This is a genomic window from Streptomyces gobitricini, from assembly GCF_039532985.1.
GTDB classification, from domain to species: Bacteria; Actinomycetota; Actinomycetes; order Streptomycetales; family Streptomycetaceae; genus Streptomyces; species Streptomyces gobitricini.
Map to the genome: position 1 here is coordinate 307372 of NZ_BAAASR010000018.1, position 18143 is coordinate 325514.

At 73.8% G+C, this 18143-nt stretch carries 17 protein-coding genes; 6 read left to right on the forward strand and 11 right to left on the reverse strand.

The features are described 5' to 3' along the window. The first annotated feature begins 102 nt into the window (after nucleotides 1-102). From ABD347_RS16795 to ABD347_RS16820, 6 genes are all read left to right on the forward strand, one after another. Nucleotides 103-2448: a sensor histidine kinase gene (locus ABD347_RS16795; RefSeq protein WP_344361868.1), complete on the forward strand. Its 2346-nt coding sequence runs from the start codon at nucleotides 103-105 to the stop codon at nucleotides 2446-2448. Continuing rightward, entirely contained in the window at nucleotides 2445-2849 is a 405-nt protein-coding gene (locus ABD347_RS16800) for a roadblock/LC7 domain-containing protein (protein ID WP_344361870.1), read from the forward strand. The genes ABD347_RS16795 and ABD347_RS16800 overlap by 4 nt, the downstream gene beginning before the upstream one ends. Next, entirely contained in the window at nucleotides 2849-3214 is a 366-nt protein-coding gene (locus ABD347_RS16805) for a DUF742 domain-containing protein (protein ID WP_344361873.1), read from the forward strand. Before ABD347_RS16800 ends, ABD347_RS16805 begins: the two co-directional genes overlap by 1 nt. Then, nucleotides 3201-3791 carry a GTP-binding protein gene (locus tag ABD347_RS16810; RefSeq protein ID WP_344361876.1) on the forward strand — a complete coding sequence of 197 codons (591 nt, stop codon included), beginning with the start codon at nucleotides 3201-3203 and terminating at the stop codon, nucleotides 3789-3791. The genes ABD347_RS16805 and ABD347_RS16810 overlap by 14 nt, the downstream gene beginning before the upstream one ends. Nucleotides 3792-4031: 240 nt before the next feature. After that, nucleotides 4032-4832, forward strand: coding sequence for an AAC(3) family N-acetyltransferase (locus ABD347_RS16815; protein ID WP_344361878.1), 801 nt, complete (start codon nucleotides 4032-4034; stop codon nucleotides 4830-4832). Nucleotides 4833-5239: 407 nt separating this feature from the next. Further along, complete coding sequence (locus ABD347_RS16820; protein ID WP_425575673.1) at nucleotides 5240-6490, forward strand: phosphodiester glycosidase family protein; 1251 nt, start codon at nucleotides 5240-5242, stop codon at nucleotides 6488-6490. A 101-nt stretch (nucleotides 6491-6591) separates the two neighbouring features. Here the strand turns inward: ABD347_RS16820 and ABD347_RS16825 are convergent, their stop codons facing one another. From ABD347_RS16825 to ABD347_RS16875, 11 genes are all read right to left on the reverse strand, one after another. Continuing rightward, nucleotides 6592-6786, reverse strand: coding sequence for a hypothetical protein (locus ABD347_RS16825; RefSeq protein WP_344361880.1), 195 nt, complete (start codon nucleotides 6784-6786; stop codon nucleotides 6592-6594). Between the two features lie 125 nt (nucleotides 6787-6911). After that, the gene (locus tag ABD347_RS16830) at nucleotides 6912-7766 is read right to left on the reverse strand and encodes a phosphatidylinositol-specific phospholipase C/glycerophosphodiester phosphodiesterase family protein (protein WP_344361882.1); all 855 of its coding nucleotides are present in this window, start codon (nucleotides 7764-7766) and stop codon (nucleotides 6912-6914) included. A 195-nt stretch (nucleotides 7767-7961) separates the two neighbouring features. After that, nucleotides 7962-8828: an ANTAR domain-containing protein gene (locus ABD347_RS16835; RefSeq protein WP_344361884.1), complete on the reverse strand. Its 867-nt coding sequence runs from the start codon at nucleotides 8826-8828 to the stop codon at nucleotides 7962-7964. 291 nt (nucleotides 8829-9119) lie between these two features. Continuing rightward, entirely contained in the window at nucleotides 9120-9782 is a 663-nt protein-coding gene (locus ABD347_RS16840; RefSeq protein WP_344361885.1) for an ABC transporter ATP-binding protein, read from the reverse strand. Beyond that, entirely contained in the window at nucleotides 9775-10674 is a 900-nt protein-coding gene (locus tag ABD347_RS16845; protein WP_344362395.1) for an ABC transporter ATP-binding protein, read from the reverse strand. Before ABD347_RS16845 ends, ABD347_RS16840 begins: the two co-directional genes overlap by 8 nt. Nucleotides 10675-10715: 41 nt before the next feature. Next, nucleotides 10716-11612, reverse strand: coding sequence for an ABC transporter permease (locus ABD347_RS16850; protein ID WP_344361888.1), 897 nt, complete (start codon nucleotides 11610-11612; stop codon nucleotides 10716-10718). After that, entirely contained in the window at nucleotides 11605-12570 is a 966-nt protein-coding gene (locus tag ABD347_RS16855; protein ID WP_344362398.1) for an ABC transporter permease, read from the reverse strand. The genes ABD347_RS16850 and ABD347_RS16855 overlap by 8 nt, the downstream gene beginning before the upstream one ends. 38 nt (nucleotides 12571-12608) lie before the next feature. Then, nucleotides 12609-14297 (reverse strand): ABC transporter substrate-binding protein, encoded by a 1689-nt coding sequence (locus ABD347_RS16860; RefSeq protein WP_344361890.1) that lies wholly within the window; start codon nucleotides 14295-14297, stop codon nucleotides 12609-12611. Nucleotides 14298-14402: 105 nt separating this feature from the next. Beyond that, complete coding sequence (locus ABD347_RS16865; RefSeq protein WP_344361893.1) at nucleotides 14403-15479, reverse strand: acyl-CoA dehydrogenase family protein; 1077 nt, start codon at nucleotides 15477-15479, stop codon at nucleotides 14403-14405. Then, nucleotides 15458-16639, reverse strand: coding sequence for an acyl-CoA dehydrogenase family protein (locus ABD347_RS16870; RefSeq protein ID WP_344361895.1), 1182 nt, complete (start codon nucleotides 16637-16639; stop codon nucleotides 15458-15460). The genes ABD347_RS16865 and ABD347_RS16870 overlap by 22 nt, the downstream gene beginning before the upstream one ends. Further along, nucleotides 16636-17613: an NADPH:quinone oxidoreductase family protein gene (locus ABD347_RS16875; RefSeq protein WP_344361897.1), complete on the reverse strand. Its 978-nt coding sequence runs from the start codon at nucleotides 17611-17613 to the stop codon at nucleotides 16636-16638. Before ABD347_RS16875 ends, ABD347_RS16870 begins: the two co-directional genes overlap by 4 nt. Nucleotides 17614-18143: the final 530 nt, after the last annotated feature.

Sequence of the window (18143 nt, forward strand, 5' to 3'; positions counted from 1 at the left end):
TGCCGGTCCCGGCCGCCGGCCTGTCCCCGATTTCCGCTCCCCGCTCCCCGCTCCCGAGGGCCGATGTCTCCCAAAGAACCCGAAGGTCCATCCGCTCCGCCGGTGCGTCGCCGGCGGCGCACCGTGCGCCTGCGCACGATGCTCATCCTGCTGGCGCTGGTCCCCACCATGGCGATGGGTACACAGGTCGCCGTCACCGCGGAACGGCTGCTGGCCCAGTCGGAGCACCTGCGCGCCGACGTGGCGGCCGGCGAGCGGGTCGGCCTCCCCCTGCACACGCTCATGGTCGAGATGCAGGCCGAGCGGACGACGACCGCAGCGCGGTGGGCGGGCACGCGTGTCCCCGAGGACACCGTCCGCACCCGGCGCGCGGCCACCGACGCGGCCGCGGACGCCTTCCGCCGCTCGTCGGCCGCCGCGGGCTCGGGGACCGAGGAGACGGACCGTCGCCTCCTGGAGATCATGAAGGGCCTCGACGACCTGGACGCCCACCGGGAGCGCGCGGACGCCCGGATCGGCAGCGTCGACAGCCTGGTCGTCTTCTACAGCGACCTGATCGGCCAGATGATCCGCTACTTCGAGGACGGGTTCAGCCACACGGACGACGCCGGCCTCACCCAGGAGAGCCGTGTGGTCGTCACCATGTTCTCGGCCGCGGAGATGGCGGCTCTGGAGGACACGATCCTGGCGCTGGCGGGGCCGTCCAGGGAGCTGACCACACGTCGGTTCGCCGACTTCGTCAACGCGGTCGGGGCCCACCGCCATCTGTACGACCGGTGGATCGTGCCCTTCCTCCCGCCGGAGGAGGGCGGCCGCTTCACGACGCTCAGCGGTTCGGACGCCTGGCAGACCAAGACCCGCGTCGAGAACGCGGTCCTGTCGGACCACAACGACGGCGACGCCGGCGTGAAGCTGCCCCGCGCCATCGACGGCTGGGCGGCGGCGCACAAGGTCTGGTCGGTCCGGCTCGACGCCCTGAACACCGACCGGGTGCGGGCGCTGCACGCGCACGGCAACGCCAAGGCGTCGGAACTCGAGGCCCAGGTCACCTGGCTGATCGCGATCAGCGGCGGAGCGCTGCTGGTCGTCACGCTCGTCGTCGTGTTCGCCACCCGCTCGGTCCTGCGCCGCCTGCGCGTGCTGCACGGACGCACGGTGGCCGTCGCCGAGGAGACCCTGCCCGGCGTGCTGGCCCGGCTGCAGCAGGGCCGGCCCGTCGACGACGAGGCGCTGCCGGCGGTCGTCGGCGAGTCGGACGAGGTGGGGCGGGTCGGTGACGCGTTCGCCCGGGTCGTGGCCGTGTCCGTGGACGGCCACCGGCAGCTGGCGGCCGAGCGGCAGGGCTTCGGCATGTTCGCGGCCGGAATCGCCTCCCGTACCGGCAACCTGGTCAGCCGGCAGCTGGCCCTCACCGAGGAACTCCAGGACACCTTCGGTGGCGACGAGGCGCTGCTGGCCCAGCTGATGAGGTCCGACCAGCTGACGGTGGGCATGCGGCGGCAGATCGAGAACCTGCTCATCCTGGCGGGCGGCGAGATCCCCGACCCGCACACCGAGCCCATGCGCGTCGCCGACCTGCTGCGCGAGGCCGCGGCGGAGGTCGAGGACTTCCGGCGGATCGACCGGCAGGCCCTGGACGAGGTCAGCGTGGAACCGCGTGTGATCAGCCAGATCAGCCACCTCCTGGCGGAGCTGCTGGACAACGCCACCCGCTTCTCCCCGCCGCGCTCGAAGGTCGTCATCCGCGCCGAACTGGTGGCCGACGGTCTGTCGGTCGAGATCGAGGACCGCGGCCCACGCGTGACAGCCGCCACGTACGCGGAGATGAACGGGCGCCTGCACTCCGCTCCGCCGTACTCCGTCCTGGCCGAGAACGCGCACCGGCTGGGCCTCTTCGTGGTCGGCCACCTCGCCGACCAGCTGGGGGCCACCGTCACGCTGCGCCGCTCGGTGTACGGCGGCACGTCTGCCGTGGTGATCGTCCCCCGGGATCTCCTCGTCCCGACCGAGCGCGAGCCCGAGCCCGAGTCCGCGCCCGAGCCCCAGTCCGCGCCCGAGCGCGAGCGCGAGCCCGCGGCCGCTCCGGTGGCAGCCGTTCCGCCCGCTCCCCGCCGCTCCGGGGAGGACCGGCCGGCGCCGGTGCTGCGCATGGCGGACCCGCTGCCGGTCAGACGGACCCCGGCCCCTCGGACGCCGGCCGGCCGGGCACCGCAGCCGCTCACCGCCGGCCGGCCCGCCCTGGACCGGCCGGGCACGGGCGCCGCGCGCCCGGCCCTTCCCGAGCGCGTACCGCAGACCCATATGGCCGAGCAACTGCGCGAACCGCGCGCGACGGACACGGCGGTCACCCCGGACGAGGCGACGCCCCAGGAGGTGGCCGACGCCTGGGACGACTACGAGCAGGGCACCCGGACAGTGGAAAACGAACTCCGACAGGATCAGCCATGACGACGACATCCAACGACATGATCTTCAGCGTTCTGGACAACAACCTGAGCCGGATCGCCGGTATCCAGGGAGCCGTGCTCCTGTCCAACGACGGCATCAAACTGAGCGCGTACATGCTCGACCGCCCGCAGGCGGAGCGCATCGCCGCGGCCTCCTCCGGCATCGCGTCGACGATGAAGGCGATCTCCCGCGAGATCGACGGGGGCCGGGTGATCCGGCAGCTGGTCGAGATGGACGACCGTTATCTGTGCATCGTCGGCTGCGGCGAGGGCAGCACGCTGATCGTCGTCACCTCCCGCAAGGCGCGGCTCGGGGAGCTCGGCGGCGAGGCCGTACGGACCGCGCAGGCACTGGGCGAATGGCTGGGCACACCTGAGCGCACGCAGACTGCCACGTCGTAATGTCCGACGAGCCGCAGCGCGGAAGCCGTCGCAGGACGCGGCTGTACGCCTTGACCGATGGCCGTACAGCCGCGGCTCACACCGTCCTCACGATGGACACCACCATCACCGCGGCCGTCGCCGAGGACGCCCACGAGGGGCTGCCGACCGAGTGGCGGGCCGTCCTGTCCCTGTGCCCGCCGCCGGAAGGGCGGGCGGTCGCCGAGATCGCGGCGCGGATGGGGATGCGCCTCACCCCGATGACGCTCGTCCTCGGTGAGCTCGCGGACCGCGGCCTGATCCACCACCGGCCGCCCCTGGAGGGGGCCGAGACGACCAATGTCCATCTGCTCATGAGAATCAGGGACAACCTTGCCCGGATATGACACCCCCGCCCAGGAACCGGCCCCCGTCAAGATCCTCGTCGCCGGGGGCTTCGGCGTCGGCAAGACGACCCTGGTGGAGACGGTCTCCGAGATCGAACCCCTCCGTACGGAGGAGCGGCTGACGGCCGCCGGGGTCGGGGTCGACGACCTCGACGGGATCGAGTCGAAGGCGTCCACCACCGTGGCGATGGACTTCGGACGCATCACCCTCGACGACGCGGGGGTCGTCCTCTACCTGTTCGGTACGCCGGGCCAGGAACGCTTCTGGTTCATGTGGGACGAGTTGCTGAACGGGGCGCTCGGGGCGATCGTGCTGGTCGACACCCGTCGCCTGGACCGGAGCTTCGCGGCGGTCGACTTCTTCGAGAGCCGCGGGCTGCCGTTCGTGGTCGGCGCCAACTGCTTCCACGGCGAACAGCCGTACACGGAAGGGGAGATCAGGGCCGCCCTTCACCTGCGTGACCCCGGGACGCCCGTCCTGATGCTCGACGCGCGTGCCCGCGCCGACGTCCGGGAAGCCCTGCTCGCCCTCCTGGACACGGTCATCTCCAAGGCGCGGACGGCGGCGCGGGTCTGAGGCCCCCGCGCCGCGCGCGGGGAGGTGCCCCGGCGCGGGGAGGCCGCCGGGGCGTGCTCCGACGGTACGCCCGTCGGCCCGGCCGGTGGAGCGTCGTTCACGCGGTGCTGACGGGGCGGCGCCGCGTCCTGACGCTTTTCTGACGGCGCCTCGGATTGGCCGCTTTCCGGGGCCGACGAGGTGCGCCGGGAGGCTCTACGATGGGCGCCCACGGCCATCGGCGGATGGAAACGAGCGGCTTTGACCGGGACTGGGCCTCATACGGAACGCCGGCTCGGCGCGCACCTCGCCGAGCTGGGTGTGGAGCCGGGCGGTTTCCTGCTGGTGCACGCGTCGTTACGGGCGGTGGGCCCGGTGGCGGGTGGCGGGGAAGCGGTGCTGCGCGCGGTTCGCGGGGCGCTCGGCCCGGACGGCACGGTGGTGGTCCCGGCGTTCACGGCGCGCAATTCGGATACCTCGTACGCCTACCGGGAACGGGTGCGGGGGCTCGGTGCGGCGGAGCGGGCGGCCGTACGGGCGGCGATGGCGCCGTACGACGCGGAGACCATGCCGTGCGACGCCGGGCTCGGGGTGCTGCCGGAGATCGTCCGGAGGAGTCCGGGCGCGGTGCGCAGCGCGCACCCGCAGACGTCGTTCGCCGCCCTGGGCACGCACGCCCGGAAGGTGGTCTCGGCGCACCGCCCCGACTGCCATCTGGGCGAGGACTCGCCGCTGGCACGACTGTACGACCTGCGGGGACGGATCCTGATACTGGGCACCGGGTTCGGTACGTGCACCGCCTTCCATCTCGGCGAGTACCGGGTGGCCCGGCCGCCGCGCCGTACGTACCGCTGCGTGGTGCGGGACGGCGGAGTACGCCGGTGGTGGCGGTACGAGGACGTCGCGCTCGACGACCGTGACTTCGCCGCGCTGGGCGCGGACCTGGAGCGGTACGGGGGCGGGGCCGTACGGGCCGGGGTGGTGGGGTCGGCCTGGTGCCGGCTCGTGGAGGTCACCGAGGCGGTGGACTTCGCGCGGCTGTGGTTCGCGCGGAACCGGTGACAGCGCGTCGGGTAGGCGGCCCGGTCGTCGCCATGTGCGGGGTGGTTTTGGTGTCGCCACGCTGACGAGGTCTCGGTGCGCGCGGGGACCCGGGCCCCGGTGGCCGCCGAGCCGGCGCTGTGGCCGGCGCGGCGGTCGGGGGCGGAGTCGAGGCGGTCGCGGGCGGTCGCGGGCGGTCGCGGGCGGTCGCGGGCGGTCGCGGGCGGCGGATGGTCCGATGGTGTTCCGCCGGCCGGGTGGCCGCCGCGGCGGCAGTGCGTCCGTGTGCTTACCGAGCAGTGGGGTCTCCCGGCGGCCCCGAATGGCGTACGTTTCCTCATCCGTTCGCGATCGGCCGGTTCGCGGACGGCCCGGGCCGGGCAACTCTTCCGAGACCTGTGGGAGTTGCCCTGGACCGTGGGGGGACTGTGACCGTGTGGCGCGGCCGTGCGTTTCTGACGCTGTTTCTGCTGTTCTTGCTGGGCGCCTCTCTGACGAGCGCTCCGTCCGCCGCCCCGGCGCCCGCGTGGCAGCGGGTGGCGCCGGGCGTGGAGTACCGGTGGTTCGACATCACGTCCTCGCGCGGCACCGCCCGCGCCCATCTGCTGTCGGTGGACCTCAGCGACGCGCGGGTGTCGGCGGGCCTGCTGTACCCGGGGGCGGTGGCGGCGCGCTCCGCGTTGTCCACGCTCGCCGACGGTGCCGGTGCGGTGGGTGGGGTCAACGGTGACTTCTTCCACCTGTCGGAGACCCAGCACCCGGGTGTGGAGGCGACCGGGGCCGCGGTCGGCCCGGCCGTGGCGGAGGGGCGCGCGCTGAAGGCCGCCGTGCCCGTGGGGCAGCGTTTCGGCCCCGCTCTGCCGCCCGGCACGAACACCCGCCACGTTCTGGGCGTCGGCGAGGACGGCCGGGCGCGCATCGGTGAACTGGCGCTGGACGGGGAGGTCTCGTCGCCGCAGGGCGGACTGCCGGTGGGCGGGCTGCCGCTGGGCGGGCTCAACCAGTACGCGCTGCCGGTGGACTCGGTGGGGGTGTTCACCAAGGACTGGGGCGCCGCCTCACGGGTGCGCGCCACCTGCGGTACGGACACACGGCGGGACGCGCCGTGCAGCGCCGAGACGTACGAGGTGACGGTGCGCGGCGGCCAGGTCGTGGCGGTCGCGGAGTCACCCGGCCGGGGGGCGATCGGCCCGGACACGGAGGTGCTGGTCGGGCGGGAGGCGGGTGCGGCGGAGCTGCGGCGGCTGGCGGTCGGCGACCGGGTGGACGTCACGTACGCGCTCGTCGCGGCCGAGCAGGGGGCGGAGACGAGCGCTTTCCGCTTCGCGGTGGGTGGCTATCCGGTACTGCGCGGCGGGGAGCCGCTGAGCGGTATGGACCGGGTGACGTCGGCGGTACGCACGGCGGCGGGGATCCGGGACGCCGGGCAGCGACTGCTGCTGCTCGCGCTGGACGGTTCACCGGGGTTCCGCACCGGGCTGACGGTCGTCGAAGTGGCTGACGCGATGCGGGACCTGGGCGCCTCGGACGCCGTCAACCTGGACGGCGGCGGGTCGTCCACGCTGGTGGCCCGGAAGGCGGGGGCGGCGAAGGTCAGCGTCCTCAACCATCCCAGTGGCGGTGCCCAGCGGGCCGTGCCGAACGGGATCGGGGTGTTCGTACGGCCGGAGGCGCCCTGAGGGCGTCGTCCGGCCGCGCGGTGGTGCCGGGCCGCGCCGCGCGAGCTGCTGCCAGTGGCGTCCGGCACCGGCCGGGGCGGGGTGGCAGGGCCGGGGCCCGGCTAGGGCTTGAGGCCGCTGACGACGTCGGCCGTGGCGGAGACGCCGTTGTAGATGGTGGGCGCCAGGCTGGTGCTCGCGAGGAAGAACCCGAGCAGGCCGCACACCAGCGCGTGGGAGACCTTCAGGCCGCCGTTGCGCAGAAAGATCACCGCCAGGATCAGCAGAAGCAGCACCACGGAGATGGATACGGCCATGTGTCACCCTCCTCGGCCAGTCACCGCACCCGGTGTGCGGCATTCGGCGGCCAGTCTGGCGGAGCGGAGGCGCCGTCCGGACGTACGGCACGTCGGCCGAACGGGTATTACCTGGCGGTGACCCGTTACTCGTCGTGGGTGCGGAGGAAGTGGGCGAGTCCGGCCAGGTCGTCGGTGTTGAGGTGATCGACGCCGGCGGCGAGCAACGCGGACCAGACGGCGTCGCGGGCGGGCCCCGGCGCGTCGGGCGTGGCCCAGAACCGGACGCGGCGGCCCTCCTGGTGGGCGGTGGTGACCAGGGTGTGCAGCGCGGCCCGCTCGGCGGCGGGGAAGGGGCCGATCCCCTGCCAGCGGAAGTTGTGGGTCCAGTTGGAGCTGACCAGCGGGATCAGTGAGGCGGGGGCGGGGGCGCCCAGGTCGTCGGGGCGGCCGTCGTAGAAGGCGTGGCGGACGCGCTGGGTCTCCATGGGCGCGCGGGCGGCGCGGTCACCGGAGATGACGGCCGTGACGGCGCCGAGCCGGACCCGGCCGTCGGCGCAGGTGCTCAGCATCCGCCGGTACCGGGCGAGTTGGCGGTGGAGTGCGAGGTAGGAGGCGGCGCCGTCGGCCTTGATGTCGATGAGCAGTTGCACGGGCCGGTGGTGACCGGCGTACACGGAGCCGTGGTGGGCCCTCACCCGGGCGGCGAGTGGGTCGAGGTAGAGCGAGCGCAGGGTCCGGGACGGGTCGAGCTGGGCGGGTTCATGGGCGACGAGGAGCTCGCCGTCGACGAGGAAGACATCGGCCTCGACGCTGGTGAACCCGTGGGCGAGGGCGTCGTGCAGGGGCCGCCGGTGCAGGTAGTCGTTGTGCGCGTGCGCCCGGCGGACAGGGCGCACGCGGTGCTCCGGCGCCGCCGCCGCCCGTTGTGCGGGCAGGGTGAGGGCGGCTGCGGCGGTGGCGAGGGTGAGGGTGGCGGAACGGCGGGACAGCGGCGCCATGGGGGCCTCCGGGACGGGAAGCAACGGGGGTGAACGGGACCGAGTATGCGGTCCCGGCCCTCCCGAGCGCCGTGCTGCGGGCAGGAGTTGGCCGGTACGTGCCCGCCGCGCCGGCCCCCGTTCACCCCGCGGCCCGCTCCGGAAACCGCCCCGTCGGCGGGCGGCGGGCGACGCCAGCGAGTGGCGCGGCGCGGGTCAGCGTCGGCGGGCCGGCCTCAGTCCGGGGTGGCGGGCGGCGGCGTGGAGGTGTTCCAGCGCGTCGAGGACGACCGTGCGGTCGTACCAGGCCAGCCAGCGGCCCACCTCGCGGCCCGTCTGCTCCAGGGCCTTGAGCTGGGCGGCGTGAAGGTCGTGGATGGGCCGTTCGAAGTGGGCGGAGACCATGCCCACGCAGCGCCCCCCGGCGACCAGCGGCACACTGTGGGCGGCGCGGCTGCCCGCCTCCAGGATCGTCCTGCGTGCGTCCTCCGTGAACACCGGGTCCGTGGCGACGTCCCGCACGGTCACCTGCGCCACCTCCTGGGCCGCCTGCGCGCATGAGGTCCCGTCCCCGCCGACGAAACCGAAGAAGTCCACGAAGTCGTCGCTCAGCCCGGCGTGCTTCTCCAGCCACAGCCCGCCCGTGCTGTGGTCCCCGATCTGCACGTTGCCCATGTGGGTGGTGGTGATCGCCAGCGTCTGGGACAGGAGCGCGCCCAGCACGGCGCCCCGGTGGGCGTGGGAGGCGTCGTCGATGGCGAGCGACTCCAGCGCGGGGGCGGGGTGCCGCACCCGGCCGGGGAACCACGTCTCGGCCCCGTGGTCGGGCCGGTCCAGCCGGAGGACGGCATGGGCGAGGGTGCGCAGCCTGACGTTGTAGCGCTGGGAGGCCAGCTGCAGCAGCGCGAAGGCGGCTTCGGCGTCGGGCAGCCGGTACCGCTCCTTGAGGATGCCCTGCGCTTCCGCGATCGGGGGACGGTTGCGGGCCTGGGCGCGGAGGTGACGGATCTGGTCGCGCAGCCGCGCCAGCTCGTCGCGCGGATCGTCCGTCCCCCACGCGCCGGGCTTGAACGTCTCGGTCATACGGTCGCGCCTGCCCCCCCGCCGTGCAGGTCACACACCGGGTCACCCCGTGGGAGCCGCACCGCCGACGGAGCCGCGGGCATCGGCCCGGGCGCCACCCGCCGGTACGCCGGGCAGCCCGACCCCGGCCCACCGGCTCCTGCTCCTGCTCCTCACCGCGGGCGTCGAGCCGGGCGGGCCCCGGCGGGCACGGTCGCACGCGGGGGCCGCCGAGCGACGGAAGCGCGCGGGGGGGGCAGAGATCGGCGGGAGCGGGTGCGGGCCGGGGGTCGCGCCTTCACCGGCGGCCCGTCACGGCGTGCGCACGCAGTCGGCCCATTCCTCCGTCCGGTCGCACCAGCGCTCCAGCAGGACGCGGTCGTGGCCGACGGCGAGGAGGCCGGCCCCGTGGTCGCGACGGTAGGTCTCGACCACGGCGACCAGGGCGGCGGTCGTCGACGCGTCGAGCATCGCGGTCATCTCGTCACAGACCAGCCAGCGCGGGCGCAGTACCAGGGCGCGGGCCAGGCAGGCGCGCTGCAGTTGGCCGTCGCTGACCTCGTGCGGGCGCCGGCCGAGGAGGTCGTCGGTGAGGCCGACCGCCGGTGCCAGCTCGCTCACCCGGCCGTCCGCCTCGTCGCGCCGCCCGGTCGCCCGCAGCGGCTCGGCGATCAGATCACGCAGCCGCAGCCGCGGGTCGGCGGACATGCGGGGCTGCTGGAACACGACGCCGATCGCGGTGCGCAGGTGCCGTGGGGCACGGTGCCGCCAGCCGCGTACCTCCTCGCCGTCCACGACGACCCGGCCGCGCTCGGGCCGGTGCAGCAGGGCGGCGACCCGGGCGAGGGTCGACTTGCCGCAGCCGCTGGGGCCGAGGAGCCCGACGGCCTCGCCGGGGGCGACGGTCAGCGAGGCGCCGTGGAAGACGGGGACACCCGGGTCGTATCCGGCGGTGATGGCGTCGAGGTCAAGCACGGACCGTCTCCTCGCTGTGGTGGCACGCGACGCCCTCCTCGAAACGCGGCGCCGTCCGGCAGGTGTCGTCGGCCAGGGCACAGCGGGCGGCGAAGGCGCAGCCGTCGGGCAGGGCGCCCAGCTCCGGTGGCATGCCCGGGATGGGCGTGAAGTCGCGCTCCGGGAGGGCGGCGAGCAGGCCCCGGGCGTAGGGGTGCCGGGGCCCCGGGGCGCCGAAGAAGCGGGGGGCGTCGGAGAGTTCGACGATCCGCCCCGCGTACATCACGGCGACCCGGTCGGCGATCCGCTCGGCGGCGGCCAGGTCATGGGTGATCATCAGCAGGGCACGGCCCTCGTCCGCGTGGCGGCGCAGTTCGTCGGCCGTACGGTCGACGAGGTCGCGGTCGAGACCGGTGGTCGGTTCGTCGGCGAGCAGCAGCGGGGCGTCGCCGATGAGGGCGAGGGCGGTGGCGGCGCGCTGGGCCTGGCCGCCGGACAGCTCGTGCGGATAGTGGTCGAGCAGGCCGGGCGGGAAGGCGGCGCGTTCGGCGGCCGCGACCGCCGCCGCGCGCAGCTCGGACCGGGGCGTGCCGGCCAGTTCGCGCAGTGTCTCCTCCAGCTGTGCCCGGACGGTGCGTACGGGGGTGAGATGGGCGGCCGGGGACTGCGGGACGAGTCCGACGCGCCGGCCCCGTACCGTCCGGGTGAGGGCGCGTTCGTCGGCCGCGAGCAGGTCGATGCCGTCGATCACCGCCGTACCGGCGGTCTGGGCGTTTCCGGGCAGGAGACCGAGCAGCGCCGAGGCGAGGACGGACTTGCCGCAGCCGCTCTCGCCGACGAGGGCCAGGCACTCCCCCGCCGCGAGGTCGAAGCTCGCTCCGCCGACGGCGGCGATGTGGCGGCCGCCGCGCATCCGGAAGCGTACGGACAGGTCCTTCACGGACAGCACGGGCGTCACAGCATCAGCTCCGATCGGCGGCGCGGGTTGATCCGTTCCCGCCAGGCGCCGGCGAGGCCCGCGATGGCGAGCGTCGGAACGATCAGGAACAGGCCGGGGAAGAGCGTCGGCCACCAGTCGCCGGCGAGCAGCGAGCCGCGCGCCGTCTGCACCAGATTGCCGAGGCTGGCCTGGTGGGCGGGGAGCCCCAGGCCCAGGAAGGAGAGCGCGGACTCGTGCCACATGGCGTGCGGCACCATCAGTACCGCCGCCAGGCCGGCCTGCGGCAGCACCGCCGGGAGCAGGTGGCGGACCGTCACCCGCCACCGGGAGGCACCTCCGGAGATCGCCGCGTCGACGTAGGGGCGCGAGCGCAGCGACAGCACTTCGGAGCGGACGATCCGGGCGGTGGACAGCCAGTGCGTGAGCGCGACGGACACGATGACCGGCCATACGCCGGGACGGAACATCGCCACGATGAAGATGCCGAGCAGCAGGTGCGGTACGGACGAGAAGGTGTCGACGAGCCGCATCACGAGCCGGTCGGTCCAGCCGCCGAATGCCGCGGCCGCCGCGCCCACCGCCGTACCGATGACGGTGGCGACGAGCGCCGCGACGAGGCCCACGAGAAGCGAGACGCGCAGGCCGTAGACGCAGCGCAGCAGCAGGTCGCGGCCGACGTCGTCGGTGCCGAAGGGGTGGTCCCAGGAAGGTGGCCGGAGCTTCAGCGACAGGTCGACGGCCTGCTGGTCGAGCTGGACCAGCGGCGGGACGAGGAGCACGGCGAGGACGACGGCTCCGACGATGACGGCGGAGACGGTGACCCGGACGGTGCGGGTGGAGCGGCGGGTGCGCCCGTGGGAGCGCCAGGTGGCGGGGGTCCGGGGGGACCCGGGGAAGGTCGTCTCAGCCATCGAATCCCACCCTCGGGTCGGCGAGTCCGTAGAGCAGGTCGGAGAGCAGGTTGCCGAGCAGCACCGCCGCCGTGGCGAGCACGGTGAGCGCGGCGAGCAGGGGGAAGTCGACCGAGGTGGCCGCCTGTACGGTCGCGGCGGCGATGCCGGGCCAGCTGAAGACGGACTCGACGAGCAGGGCGCCCGTGATGAGTTCGGGCACGCGCGAGCCGATGAGCGTGAGCATGGGCAGCATGCCGGAACGCAGGGCGTGGCCGAGGAGCACGGTGCGTTCGCTCAGGCCACGCGCGCGTGCGCCGCGTACGGGGTCCTCGTCGAGCGCGTCGGCGACGCCCTGGCGGACGTACAGGAAGAACCACGGCAACTGGGAGACGCCCAGGACGAGCGCGGGCAGCACCAGGTGCGAGGCGACCTGGCCGGGGGTGACGGTCTCGCTGGCGGTGTCGGTGAGCCCGCCGGCCGGGAGCACGTCCAGCTCCAGGGCGAAGAACCAGATGGCCAGGAGCCCGAGCCAGAAGGCGGGGGCGGCTTCCAGGGTGTACGCGGCGGAGCTGACGCACCGGTCGAGCCAGCCGCCCCGGCGGCGGGCGGCCAGGACGCCCAGGGCGGTGCCGAGCAGGATCGCGACGGCGAACGCGGTGGCGGCGAGCAGCGCCGACCAGCCGATCCGTTCGACGATGACGTCCGCGACGGGCTGGCGCATGACGCTGGAGTCGCCGAGGTCGCCGGTGAGGGCCGAGGTCAGCCAGTCCCACCAGCGGGGGACGAGCGGCTGGTCGGCGCCGAGGTTGGCGCGCAGCTGGTCGAGGTTCTCCTGCGAAGCGGTCAGTCCGGCGGTGCCGGCGTACGCCTTGACGGGGTCGAACGGGGAGGCCGCGGCGACGGCGAAGACCGCGAAGGTCACCATCAGGAGGACGGGGACGGCGAACAGGGCCCGCCGTCCCGCCATCCGAGCCATCGCCCCCCAGGGGGGACGGCGGCCGGCTTGCTTGACGATCACTTCTTGGCGTCCTTGGTGCCCTCGGAGCCCTCCGAGCCCTTGGTGTCCTCGGAGCCCTTGTCGCCCTCGGTGCCCTTGGTGCCCTTGGTGCCCTTGGGGATCCAGTTCTCCACGTTCCACCACGGGCCGGAGGCGAGGCCGTGGTCGTGCGGCTCGACCTGGGTGGACAGGCCGTCCCACGAGTCGTTCACCACGTAAAGGTGGTCGATGTGGGTGAGGAAGGTGTAGCCGGGGTTCTTCACCAGTTCGCGCTGGATCGTGTCGTAGGCGGCCTTGCGGGCGGCCTTGTCGTCGGTCCGGCGGCCCTCGTCGAGGGCCTTGTCGACGGCCGGGTTGTCGTACCAGGCCATGTTGTTGAAGCCGTCACCGCCGAGGGAGGACTTGAGCAGCAGGTACTGGTCGAAGTCGGGGTCGCCGGGCGAGCCGCCGCCGGCCAGGACGGCGTCGTGCTTCATGCGCGGCTCGATGACCTCCCAGGTGCCGGCCTGGGTCCTGATGTCGATGCCGGCCTTCTTCGCGTCGGAGGCGTAGGCGAGGGCGTGGTCCTGCCGGAGCTTGTCGCCGGAGAGGTACCAGAGGGGGAAGGTGGCGCGGACGCCGTCCTTGACGCGGACGCCGTCGGGGCCGGGCTTCCAGCCGGCGTCGTCGAGGATCTTCTTGGCCGCGACGAGGTCGTGGCGGCGCTCGGTGCCCTTGGTGAACCATTCGCTGTCGGTGGGGACCGGGCCGTAGGCGGGCTTGCCGGCGCCTTCGAGGATCTTGTCGACCATCGTCTCGCGGTCGACGGCGACGTCGAGGGCGCGGCGGATCGCGGTGTCGCCGGTGACCTGGTTGTGGGTCGGAAGGGTCACCAGGCGGTAGTCGTAGGTCGTCGCCTCGTGGATCTTCTTCGCGCGGTCGCCCTTGAAGCCCTTGGCGAGGTTCGGGGGCAGGATGGCGCCGTCGAGGTCGCCGGAGCGCAGCCGGGTGGCGCGGACGTCGTCGTCCTTGATGATCGCCATGGTGAACTTCTTCACCTTGGGCGCGCCGCCCCAGTAGCCGGGGTTGGCCTTGAAGCTGATCTTCTCGCCCTTGGACCAGCCGGTGAGGAGGTACGGGCCGGTGCCCACGGGCTTGGTGGTGAAGGGGCCGCTGTTGACGTCCTGCTCCGCGGCGATGTGCTCGGGCGCGATACCGAGGACGGTGCGCTCGGCGAAGGCGGCGTAGGGGTACTTGAGAGTGAAGACGACGGTGTCGTCGCCGACGGCCTTGACGTCCTTCAGGGCGTCCAGCTCCGACTTGGAGGCGTTGTTCGTCTTCTTGTCGAGGATGGTGCGGTAGGTGAAGACGACGTCCCGGGCGGAGAAGGGCTCGCCGTCGCTGAACTTCACGCCCTTGCGGAGCTTGTACGTGTACGTCAGGCCGTCGGGGCTCACCTGGGGCAACGCGACCGCGAGGGCGGGCCTCAGCCTCATGTCGCCGTCGAATGCGAGCAGCCCGTCGAAGATCTTGGAGTTGCCGTCCTTGCCGTACCCGAGGAGGGGGCTGAGCGACTCGGGCTCGTACGCGATGCCGACGACCGCGCTCTCCCCGGTGCTTCCGGATCCGGATCCGGAAGCACCGGGGTTCGAGCAGGCCGCCGTGGTGATGGCCAGGGCTCCGGCCAGCGTGGCGGCGGCCATGCCGCGTATGGATCGGGCGGACATGGTTCCACACCCCTCATCGAGCTAGTGAAGATCGGCTGCTGTTGCGAGCGATTCGCAATTAAACAGCATGTAGAGGGGTGGGCGCCTCTTGCGGTCCTTACCCGATCACGCCGGGGCGGGGAGATCGACGAGGTCGGCGAGAGTGCGCTGGTGCTGGCCCGCCGACCCCAGAGCGATCTGGTCGGATTTCGCCCGCTTCAGGTAGAGGTGTGCCGGGTGCTCCCAGGTCATCCCGATGCCGCCGTGCAGCTGGACGCACTCCTCGGCCGCGTGCACGGCGACGCGCGAGCAGTACGCCTGCGCGACGGCCACCGCCAGCGGCGCCTCGGGGCTGCCGGTGGCGAGCGCGTCGGCGGCGTTCCGCGCGGCGGCGCGGGCGTTCACCACCTCCAGCCAGAGCTGCGCCATCCGGTGCTTGAGCGACTGGAAGGAGCCGATCGGCCGGTTGAACTGGTGGCGCTCGCGGGTGTGCCGGACCGTCTCCTCCAGACACCACTCCGCCACCCCCAGCTGCTCGGAGGCGAGCAGTCCGGCGCCTGCGAGCAGGCCGCGGCGCACCGCCGCGCGGGAGGCTTCGGGCCCTGCGAGGCGGGTGCCACCACCGGTCGCGGTCACACCGGCGAGCGGACGGGTCAGGTCCAGCGGGGTCTGCGGCGCGATCGTGGCGTCGGCGGCGTCGACCGCGTACAGCCCGTCGGGCCGCGCCACGAGCAGGACGTCGGCGCGGGCGGCGTCGGCGACACCGGTGACGGTGCCGGTGGTCACGGGCTCGTGCCCGGGCCCGGCGGAGAGCGGGACGGCGAGCACCGCGACCTTGCGGCCGGTGGCGAGTTCGCCGACCAGGTCGCCGGCCTGCGCCGCCAGCAGCGTCTCGGTCGCGATGACGGAGCTGGTGAGGTACGGGACCGGCGTCACCGCGCGGCCGAGTTCCTCCAGCACCACGGCGGCCTCCCGGTGGGACGCGCCCTGGCCGCCGAGCTTCTCGGGGACGAGGAGACCGGCCGTGCCCATGTCGGCGGCGAGCGCCTTCCAGAGCGCGGCGTCGTGGGCGGCGGGCTCCTCGACGCGGCCGGTCAGGTCCGCGGGGGCGGCGCGGCCGGCGAGCAGCGCGCGTACGGCGGCGCGCAGGTCGTCCTCGGCCTCGGAGTAGAGCAGGTCCGTCATCGCGCCAGGTCCTTCCATGCGACGTCCTTGTCGTTGCGCGGCTCGGTGGGCAGCCCGAGGACGCGTTCCGCGACGATGTTCAGCAGCACTTCGCTCGTACCGCCCTCGATGGAGTTGCCCTTGGAGCGGAGGTAGCGGTAGCCGGCGTCGCGGCCGGTGAAGTCGACGAGGTCGGGGCGGCGCATGGTCCAGTCCCCGTACAGCAGGCCCTCCTCGCCGAGGAGCTCCACCTCCAGGCCGCTGATCTCCTGGTTGAGGCGGGCGAAGGCGAGCTTCATCCCGCTGCCCTCGGGTCCGGGCTGGCCGGCCACGAGCTGCTGGCGCAGTCGTTCACCGGTCAGCCGGGCGACCTCGGCGTCCACCCACAGGCCGAGCAGACGCTGGTGGAGGTCGTGGGTCCGCAGCTCGGGACGCTCGCGCCAGGTCCGGGAGACGGTCCCGATCATGCCGCCCTCGCGCGGGATGCGGGCCCCGCCGATGGCGACGCGCTCGTTGTTCAGCGTGGTCTGGGCGACCTTCCAGCCGTCGCCGACCTCGCCGAGGCGGTGCGCGTCGGGGATGCGGACGTCGGTGAGGAAGACCTCGTTGAACTCCGCCTCACCCGTGATCTGGCGCAGCGGCCGGACCTCGACGCCCGGGTCGGTCATGTCGCACAGGAAGTAGGTGATGCCCCGGTGCTTGGGCAGGCCGGGGTCGGTGCGCGCGATCAGGATGGCCCAGCGGGCGACGTGGGCGCTGGACGTCCAGACCTTCTGGCCGTTGACGACCCAGGTGTCGCCGTCCCGTACGGCACGGGTGCCGAGCGCGGCGAGGTCGGAGCCGGCGCCGGGCTCGCTGAACAGCTGGCACCACACCTCCTCCCCCACCCACAGGGGCCGCAGGAACCGCCGCCTCTGCTCCTCGGTGCCGTAGGCGAGGATCGTCGGGGCCGCCATGCCGAGGCCGATGCCGATGCGGCGGGGGTCGTTGTCGGGGGCGCCGGCGGCGGCGAGTTCGGCGTCCACGACGCCCTGGAGGGAACGGGGCGCGTCGAGGCCGCCCAGGCCGACGGGGTAGTGGACCCAGGCGAGACCGGCGTCGAAGCGGGCCTTGAGGAAATCGGTGCGGTCGGTGGTGGCGGGCGGGTGCGAGGCCAGCAACTCCTGTGTGCGGCGGCGCAGTTCGGGGGCGTCGGTCATCGCGCGGCTCCTTCCGTGGCGGCCGGCAGGACGACGAGCCGGCCCGTGGTCGTACCGTCGGCGACCCGCTGTACGGCGGCCGCCGCGTCCTCGAAGGCGACCCGGTCGCCGATCAGCGGCTTGATCAGGCCCTTGGCCGCGTACCCGGTGAGGGTGTCGTGGCAGCGGCGGATCGCCTCGGGGTCCCTCTGGTTGTACAGGCCCCAGTGCAGGCCCATGATCGAGTAGTTCTTGACCAGCGCGTGGTTGAGGGCGGGAGCGGGGATGTCACCGCTGGCGAAGCCGACGACCACGATCCGGCCCTCGAAGGCCACGCACTTGGCGGACTTCGCGTAGGCGTCGCCGCCGACCGGGTCGTAGACCACGTCGGCGCCCCGGCCGCCGGTGAGCTCCTTGACGGTCGCCACGATGTCCTCGGTACGCCGGTCGATGACGGCGTCGCAACCGAGCTCGCGCGCCACGGCGGCCTTCCCGGCGCCGCCGACGACCCCGATGACCGTCGCCCCGGCGGCCTTGCCCAGCTGGACGGCCGCGCTGCCGACGCCGCCCGCCGCCGCGTGGACGAGGAGCGTCTCGCCCTCCCGGAGGGCCGCCCGGCGGTGCAGCCCGAACCAGCCGGTCTGGTACCCGATGTGCAGGGCGGCGGCCTCGGCGTCGTCGAGCGTGTCGGGGGCGGGGAGGACCGCCGCCTCGTCGGCGACGACGTACTCGGCGAGTCCGCCGTTCGGCAGGGACGGCGTGGCGATCACGCGCCGGCCGTCCTCGGTCTCGCCGCAGATCTCCACACCGGGGGTGAACGGCAGCGGCGGCCGTACCTGGTAGTGGCCCCGGCACAGCAGCGCGTCGGGGAAGTTGATGTTCGCCGCCCGGACCCTCAGCAGGAGCTGCCCGTCGCCGGGCGTGGGCCGGTCCACCTCCTCGCGCCGCATCACCTCGCTCGGCTCGCCGTTCCGGTGTACTCGCCATGCCTGCATCGAGGGCCTCCACAAGGTGTCGGGCAGTACCGCGCTGGGTTGCACTCGCCGCATACTAAGCGGTCGCTTGCCCGTAGGGGAACATCCTCGTGCCATCCACACGGGATCGGCACCACGGCGACGGGCGGCTCGCACCCTGGGTCACGGGCGTCCCGCGTCCGTCCGCATGGAGGGACGGCCCGCACTCCCCTTGCGTGTGCCTCCCTCGGGTACCGGAGGCAGGTCCATGACCGGCGGCATCACCACGCTCCTTCCCGGCGCGCCCACAGCCCGCCGGCCTCCGCGCGGACGCAGGCGCCGGCGCATCCGCGAAGAGCCGCGCACGCCCAAGGCCCGCGCGCGTGCCCGGCCAACCGTTCGCGCCGACGCCCGTGCCGGTGGCGGTGCCGGTGCCCGTTCGGTGCCGGTGCCGGTGCCGCCACGGCCGTTGGTCCGGGATACGGGTCTCCCGCGCCCGGCTGTCGGGCACGCGCCCGTGCCGCGGTGCCGGTGGTGGGCCCCCGGCCACGGCCAGGGCCACGGCCGGGGCC

Coding starts and splice junctions, on each gene's coding strand:
- ABD347_RS16800 (WP_344361870.1), top strand. CDS start 2,445: ATGACGACGACATCCAACGACATGATCTTCAGCGTTCTGGACAACAAC.
- ABD347_RS16805 (WP_344361873.1), top strand. CDS start 2,849: ATGTCCGACGAGCCGCAGCGCGGAAGCCGTCGCAGGACGCGGCTGTAC.
- ABD347_RS16825 (WP_344361880.1), bottom strand. CDS start 6,786: ATGGCCGTATCCATCTCCGTGGTGCTGCTTCTGCTGATCCTGGCGGTG.
- ABD347_RS16830 (WP_344361882.1), bottom strand. CDS start 7,766: ATGGCGCCGCTGTCCCGCCGTTCCGCCACCCTCACCCTCGCCACCGCC.
- ABD347_RS16835 (WP_344361884.1), bottom strand. CDS start 8,828: ATGACCGAGACGTTCAAGCCCGGCGCGTGGGGGACGGACGATCCGCGC.
- ABD347_RS16845 (WP_344362395.1), bottom strand. CDS start 10,674: ATGCGCGGCGGCCGCCACATCGCCGCCGTCGGCGGAGCGAGCTTCGAC.
- ABD347_RS16850 (WP_344361888.1), bottom strand. CDS start 11,612: ATGGCTGAGACGACCTTCCCCGGGTCCCCCCGGACCCCCGCCACCTGG.
- ABD347_RS16855 (WP_344362398.1), bottom strand. CDS start 12,570: ATGGCTCGGATGGCGGGACGGCGGGCCCTGTTCGCCGTCCCCGTCCTC.
- ABD347_RS16860 (WP_344361890.1), bottom strand. CDS start 14,297: ATGTCCGCCCGATCCATACGCGGCATGGCCGCCGCCACGCTGGCCGGA.
- ABD347_RS16865 (WP_344361893.1), bottom strand. CDS start 15,479: ATGGAAGGACCTGGCGCGATGACGGACCTGCTCTACTCCGAGGCCGAG.
- ABD347_RS16870 (WP_344361895.1), bottom strand. CDS start 16,639: ATGACCGACGCCCCCGAACTGCGCCGCCGCACACAGGAGTTGCTGGCC.
- ABD347_RS16875 (WP_344361897.1), bottom strand. CDS start 17,613: ATGCAGGCATGGCGAGTACACCGGAACGGCGAGCCGAGCGAGGTGATG.